Source organism: Kurthia gibsonii, assembly GCF_006539985.1.
GTDB lineage: Bacteria > Bacillota > Bacilli > Bacillales_A > Planococcaceae > Kurthia > Kurthia gibsonii.
This window is the reverse complement of record NZ_BJOB01000075.1, coordinates 1-7,119: the sequence shown is the minus strand read 5'-3', so window position 1 is coordinate 7,119 and position 7,119 is coordinate 1. Positions and strand designations below refer to the sequence as shown.

Here is a 7,119-nt window from a genome sequence, read left to right as displayed (position 1 = left end):
GTTTCTCTCCTTTAGTTCAACATCTTTTTCTCAAAACGACTAATATCCGCATCTGCACCAATAACGATTAAAATATCGCCTTCAATGATTTTTTCATCTGCTGCAGGTGACACAATAATATCTTGGTCGCGCTTAATCGCTACAATGTTAATACCATAGCGCACACGAATATCTAATCCGATAATCGTATGTCCAGCTAATAAACGATTGGCCTTAATCTCCATAATCGAGTGTTCGTCTGATAGTTCTAGATAATCTAAAACATTATTTGACATCATATTATTCGCGATTCGAATACCCATATCGCGTTCTGGATGTACGACATGGTCTGCACCAATTTTTCGTAACACTTTTTCATGATAGTCATTTTGTGCTTTAACCGTAATTTTCTGCACACCGATTTCTTTTAACATTAAAGTCGTTAAAATACTTGATTGAATATCATCACCAATTGCCACAATCACATGCTCGAAATTTCGAATACCGAGTTGTTTTAGTACCGTTTCATCTGTTGTATCTGCCATGACAGCTTGCGTCGCAATTTTTGAGAATTCATTTACACGCTCTGCAAACTTATCAATCGCCATCACATCTGCGCCCTGGTTCACTAGTTCATTTACGATACTACCACCAAAACGTCCTAGTCCAATGACTACGAACTCTTTTTTCATATTTATTCCTCCGATTTCTCGAAACTTCCTATCTCACCTTATTCTATCAAAAATCTTTAAAACCACAATACAATAGCCATATGAAAAGAGACTGCCATGTCTGTAGCAGTCTCTCTCTTTATCTTTATAGGAGTTTGTTTGTTATGGGCCACGTTGGTGAGGCGTAGCCAAAAAAATTCGTAGTTTTTTTCATCGCAATCATTATATACATATAGCGTGTTGTTAGGGTGACATTAATCTAAAAGAACACGCTATATAAGAATCATTTCAGGGTCAGCTGTTTTTTTTAGTGTTAGATTAATGTATGAATTAAGCTAATTTTTTATAACTTGAAGTTGTTAGGAACTCTTCAAACTCATCTTGTAAGATTAAGTCTGTAAAGATTTCTGCTGCTTCATTAAATTTACCAGCATTATATTGTTCTTCGCCAAATTGCTCTTTTAAAACATCTAGCTCTTCAGCTAAGATCTGTTTGAATAATTCAGCTGTAATATCTTCGCCTGTTACAAGCTTACCGTCTGCATGGCGAATCCATTGCCAAATTTGTGTACGTGAAATTTCTGCTGTCGCTGCATCCTCCATCAAGTGGTTGATTGGTGCAGCACCATTTCCACGTAACCAAGAAGCGATGTACTGAACACCTACGCTACAGTTCATGCGTAGACCTTCTTCAGTAATCGTACCAATTGGCACTTCTAATAAATCAGCCGCTATTACATGAACGTCGTCACGTTTACGGTCGATTTGGTTCGGTGTTGGCATATGCTCATCAAATTGTTCCATCGCAACAGCAACTAAATCAGGATGCGCTACCCATGTACCATCATGACCATCTGTTGCTTCACGACGCTTATCTTCACGCACTTTTTGGAATGCAGCTTCGTTAGCTTCTGGATCATTTTTAATTGGAATTTGTGCAGCCATACCACCCATTGCAGGTGCATTACGCTTATGACATGTTTTAATACATAGCGTTGAATACGCTCTCATAAATGGTGATGTCATCGTTACCTGACCGCGGTCTGGTAAAATCACTTCACCTTTATTGCGTAGACGCTTGATATAACTAAAGATGTAATCCCAACGTCCACAGTTTAAACCAGCAGAGTGGTCACGTAGTTCATAAAGAATTTCATCCATTTGGAATGCTGCTGTAATTGTTTCAATTAATACAGTTGCTTTGATTGTGCCATGCGGTAAATCAAATGTTTCTTCTGCATAGTTGAATACATCATTCCATAATCGTGCTTCTAAGTAACTTTCTAACTTTGGTAAGTAGAAATATGGACCTGTTCCACGCTCTAATGCAGCTTTTGCATTGTGGAAGAAATATAGACCGAAGTCAAAGAAGCTAGCAGACATTGGTGAACCATCCACTTCTACATGCTTTTCGTTCATGTGTAAACCACGTGGACGTACAAGTAATGTAGCTGTTTCTTCTTTTAAAGCATATTTTTTACCATTCGCTGGATTCTCAAATGAGATTGTTTTAGCGATAGCATCTTTCATATTCTTTTGTCCATGAATCATGTTTTCCCATGTTGGTGAAGTAGCATCTTCAAAACAAGCCATGAACATTTTTGCGCCTGAATTTAAAGCATTGATGACCATTTTACGATCAACAGGGCCTGTAATTTCAACACGACGGTCTTGTAAATCAGCTGGTAAAGGTGCAATTGTCCAATCCGATTCACGAATTTCTTTTGTTTCTTCTAAGAAATCTAATGTGCCACCGTTATCTAACTCACGTTGACGCTCTTGGCGTGCTTCTAATAAAGCTAAACGACGGTCATTGAATTTCACTTGAAGTGATGCAATGAACTGTAGTGCTTCAGGTGTTAAAATTTCTTTCGTTACTTCGTCTTGCGGTCCTAAAACACGAATGTTTGCGGATGTCTGCTGCATATTCTCTTCCTCCCAGTCTTTCATTAATTTTAGAAAAGAGCTATGGTTGTAAGCGATTTACTATTGTCATAAATCCCATAGCTCTTTTGAGTTGTGTATTAAATGAATTGAGCTGTTTCAGTTGATCCCTTCATAGCTGTTGTAGAAGATGTACCACCAGAGATTACTTGTGATACCTCGTCGAAGTAACCTGTACCTACTTCACGTTGGTGTTTTGTAGCTGTGTAGCCTAAAGTTTCATCAGCGAACTCAGCTTGTTGTAACTTAGAGTATGCAGCCATACCGTTATCGCGGTAGTCATGCGCTAATTTGAACATGCTGTGGTTTAATGCATGGAATCCAGCTAATGTTACGAATTGGAATTTGTAACCCATTTTACCTAATTCAACTTGGTATTGAGCGATTGTTTCTTCATCAAGGTTCGCTTCCCAGTTGAATGATGGTGAACAGTTATAAGCAAGCATTTTACCAGGGAATTTTGCGTGAATTGCATCTGCGAATTTACGCGCTTCCTCTAGGTCTGGTTTAGATGTTTCACACCATACAAGATCAGCATACGGTGCGTAAGCTAAACCACGAGCGATAGCTTGGTCGATACCTGGTTTTGTACGGAAGAAACCTTCTGGTGTACGTTCGCCAGTGATGAAGTCTGCATCACGTGGGTCGATATCGCTTGTTACCATATCTGCTGCGTCTGCATCTGTACGAGCGATGATGATTGTATCAACACCTTGTACGTCTGCCGCTAAACGAGCTGCGATTAAGTTACGGATTGCATTTTGAGTTGGAAGTAATACTTTACCACCTAAGTGACCACATTTTTTCTCAGAAGCTAATTGGTCTTCTAAGTGAACGCCTGCAGCACCAGCTTCAATCATGCCTTTGATTAATTCGAATACGTTTAACGGACCACCGAAACCTGCTTCAGCATCAGCTACGATTGGTGCGAACCAGTCAAAACCGTCGTTACGACCTTCTGCATGATCGATTTGATCAGCACGTTGTAGTGCTTGGTTAATACGTTTTACTACTTGCGGTACAGAGTTTGCTGGGTATAAAGATTGGTCTGGGTACATTTGTCCAGCGATGTTTGCGTCTGCCGCTACTTGCCAACCACTTAAGTAGATTGCTTTTAAACCTGCTTTTACTTGTTGCATTGCTTGGTTACCTGTTAAAGCACCTAGTGCGTTAATGAAATCTTCTTCGTGTAAAGATTTCCAAAGGCGAGCAGCACCACGTTTAGCAAGTGTATATTCGATTTCAATTGATCCACGTAACTTTAAAACTTCTTCTGCTGAATAAGGACGTTCGATTCCTAACCAGCGTCCATCTTGTGCCCATTTTTCTTCTAAAGTTTTAATTTGTTCTTGTTGTGTCATTTCATCCATCTCCCTTTATTTAAGTAGTAGTAAAACGATAACATTTGACGCTATCAGAAAATACACCCCTGTTTTTTCCAATTTATTTGTTGAATAACAGCTACCGTTGTTATAGACTACTATATAACAACATGATTTACTTGTATTGATTTTCAGATGAAAGATGGTTTTTCTAGGATAGAATAAGATATAACTGGATAAAGAAATTTTAAACTAGGAGGATGATTTGAATGATTGAGTCAATTTACAGGGATTTAGCAGAGGATGTTATAGTACAGTACACATCCTTATTACAAGATTGGACCCCGCAAGAGGCAACAATTGCTATTGCAGTAGAAAATAACTATGTTTATTATGCACCTCAACAAGTCGATATTCAAATTTCAATCGGACAATCTATTGCACCAACGAGTATTGCACAACTCGTTTATGAAAGCGGTCGCAAAGTGGAACAAACAATTGATAATCCTTATGGAAGCGGGAGCTATCATGGCATTGGTTATCCTATTACCGTACGCGAGAAAAAAGGCGCGCTTCTCATCGTTCTACCAAATCGAAAGAAAGAAAAAACACTTTACTTCATAACAGGTCGTAACGAAGACGAATGGCAGCCAATTCCAATCGAAGACGTTTCATTCTTTGAAAGCTTAAATAAGAAAAATTGGTGTTGCCAGCAAAATGAACTATTTCAAATTTCATTAACTATGAAAGATTTAGCGAATCGCCTACCTGAATATTTTATTCGTATTCATCGATCGTACATTATCAATATTCGAAATATCTCAAAAATCACACGTGACTTTGCCTCGAACTTATTAATTGTTATGAAAGATGGAAAACAATTACCTGTATCACAGTCTTATGTAACGGATTTAAGAAAGGCTTTAGAATTTTAAATATATTAATAGGAAGTTATTTAAATGAACTTGAATAAAAAAAGCTAGCCATAACGCTAATTGTATTTGAAATAGCGTTGTGACTAGCTTTTCTAATTTATATAGAAAGAAGATACTTTTTTATAAAAATGACTTGAAATATCAACGTATTTTTGTAATAATGGATATCGTTTGAGTAAACTTGAAGTTTACTTTAACAATACTTTCAAATCTGTAAGTTTACCAAAAGTAAACTTGATCGAGGAGAATATTTATGCAAATCGGCAAAAAAATTAAACGATTACGTTTAAGGAAGGAACTCACTCAAGAGGAACTAGGTGAACGTACCGATTTAACAAAAGGCTATATCTCACAATTAGAGCGTGACCTCAACTCCCCTTCCATTGAAACTTTATTCAATTTATTAGAAGTTCTTGGTTCTACACCAAAAGAATTTTTCGACGATGAAACCGATGATCAAAAAGTTGTTTATACAACTGAAGACCAAACCGTCTATACAGACGAAGAAAAAAAATACAAACTTCAGTGGTTAATCCCCACATCAAATGAAAAAGAAATTGAACCTGTCATCCTAACCTTCGAGGAAAAAGGGGAGTTCAAACAATTTGAGCCTTCCCCGTCTGAAACCTTTATCTATGTATTAGAGGGACGTGTCCGTATCGTATTAGGAGCAGAGGAATTTATTGCTACTGCAGGTGATTCTGTTTATTATGAAGCAATTGACTCACATCAAATCTTAAATGCATTTGCAGGGAGAACTCAACTACTGTTAGTCGCAACAGAATCTTATTTGTAGCTTAGGAGGCCTAGTACATCATGTCAGAAAATATTATTATCTCGTTTAACAATGTGTCAAAGTCGTACAGCGACGGTACACAGGTGTTAAAGGGCGTCAACTTTGAACTTGAAAGAGGAAAATTCTACACTTTACTTGGACCATCTGGTTGTGGTAAAACGACGATTTTACGTTTAATCGCTGGTTTTATGGAACCATCACAAGGTGAAATTTTATTTAATGGAAAGAACATTAATAAAGTACCTGCTAATGAACGCCAAGTAAATACGGTCTTTCAAGACTATGCACTATTTCCACATTTAAATGTTTTTGAGAACGTTGCTTTTGGTTTACGTATTCAAAAAGTAAATAACGCTGAAATTACACGCCGCGTTGAAGAAGCATTAAAATTCGTCAACCTTGCAGGGTACGGTAAACGCGAAATTCAAGAGATGTCAGGCGGTCAACGTCAACGTGTTGCGATTGCGCGCGCGATTGTTAATGATCCTGAAATTATCTTATTAGATGAACCACTATCTGCTCTTGATTTAAAGCTTCGTACTGAGATGCAATACGAATTACGCGAATTACAACAACGTTTAGGCAAGACATTCATCTTTGTAACACATGACCAAGAGGAAGCACTTGCGATGAGTGATGAAATCTTTGTTTTAAATGAAGGAAATATTCAACAAAGCGGCACACCAGTTGATATTTATGATGAACCAATTAATCGCTTTGTAGCTGACTTTATCGGCGAATCAAATATTATTTCTGGCATCATGGTACGCGATTTTGTTGTTAATATGAATGGTCAAGAATTTGAATGTGTTGACCAAGGTTTAAACCCAAATGAAAAAGTAGATGTGGTTATTCGTCCGGAAGATTTAGAATTAACAACTGTCCAACAAGGAAAACTTGTTGTAACAGTCGATTCGCAATTATTCCGCGGCGTACACTATGAACTTTCTACCTTTGATGAAGCTGGTAATGAATGGCTTGTTCATTCACTGAAAAAAGCCGATGTTGGTGCAAAAATCGGTTTAGATTTCGATCCAGAATCAATTCACATCATGCGTTTAAATGAATCTGAAGAGGATTTCGATAAACGTTTAGAATCATACGGAGATGACCACGATGAAAAATAAGGGCGGAGTTTTCTCTCTTATCCCTTACTACGCATGGGTTGTACTATTCGTTATCGCACCAATCTTACTCGTACTGTACTACTCAATGCTCGATTTAGATGGTCATTTTACACTTGAAAACTATAAAAACTTCTTTACGAGTGTCTATTTTGAGATGACATTAAGTTCGTTCTGGTATGCGTTCTTAATTACTTTATTCTCTTTACTCGTTTCATACCCTGCTGCTTATTTAATTACAAAATTAAAACATAAACAGCTATGGTTAATCTTAATTATTATCCCTTCATGGGTGAACTTATTATTAAAAACATACGCATTCATTGGTATTTTCGGTAACAAAGGTCT

Annotated in this window: 7 protein-coding genes; 4 read left to right on the top strand and 3 right to left on the bottom strand. The window is 37.4% G+C overall.

Features of this window, described 5'->3' with window-relative positions:
- Nucleotides 1–11: 11 nt before the first annotated feature.
- The 3 genes from KGI01_RS13120 to aceA form a co-directional block, all read right to left on the bottom strand.
- Entirely contained in the window at nucleotides 12–671 is a 660-nt protein-coding gene (locus tag KGI01_RS13120) for a potassium channel family protein (RefSeq protein WP_068455227.1), read from the bottom strand.
- Between the two features lie 309 nt (nucleotides 672–980).
- Nucleotides 981–2,576 carry a malate synthase A gene (gene aceB / locus KGI01_RS13115; protein ID WP_141275056.1) on the bottom strand — a complete coding sequence of 532 codons (1,596 nt, stop codon included), beginning with the start codon at nucleotides 2,574–2,576 and terminating at the stop codon, nucleotides 981–983.
- A gap of 98 nt (nucleotides 2,577–2,674) precedes the next feature.
- On the bottom strand, nucleotides 2,675–3,955 hold the full coding sequence (gene aceA, locus KGI01_RS13110) for an isocitrate lyase (protein WP_141275055.1): 1,281 nt from the start codon (nucleotides 3,953–3,955) through the stop codon (nucleotides 2,675–2,677).
- Between the two features lie 230 nt (nucleotides 3,956–4,185).
- On the opposite strand from aceA, the gene KGI01_RS13105 reads away from it, so the two are divergent.
- The 4 genes from KGI01_RS13105 to KGI01_RS13090 all read left to right on the top strand — a co-directional run.
- The gene (locus KGI01_RS13105; protein ID WP_141275054.1) at nucleotides 4,186–4,851 is read left to right on the top strand and encodes a LytTR family DNA-binding domain-containing protein; all 666 of its coding nucleotides are present in this window, start codon (nucleotides 4,186–4,188) and stop codon (nucleotides 4,849–4,851) included.
- Nucleotides 4,852–5,104: 253 nt separating this feature from the next.
- Nucleotides 5,105–5,647 (top strand): helix-turn-helix domain-containing protein, encoded by a 543-nt coding sequence (locus KGI01_RS13100; RefSeq protein WP_087682391.1) that lies wholly within the window; start codon nucleotides 5,105–5,107, stop codon nucleotides 5,645–5,647.
- Between the two features lie 20 nt (nucleotides 5,648–5,667).
- A complete protein-coding gene (locus tag KGI01_RS13095) occupies nucleotides 5,668–6,774 on the top strand; it encodes an ABC transporter ATP-binding protein (RefSeq protein ID WP_141275053.1) in 1,107 nt (368 codons plus the stop codon).
- On the top strand, nucleotides 6,764–7,119 hold a 356-nt coding region (locus KGI01_RS13090; protein WP_373863144.1), incomplete at its 3' end, for an ABC transporter permease. The genes KGI01_RS13095 and KGI01_RS13090, both read left to right, overlap by 11 nt.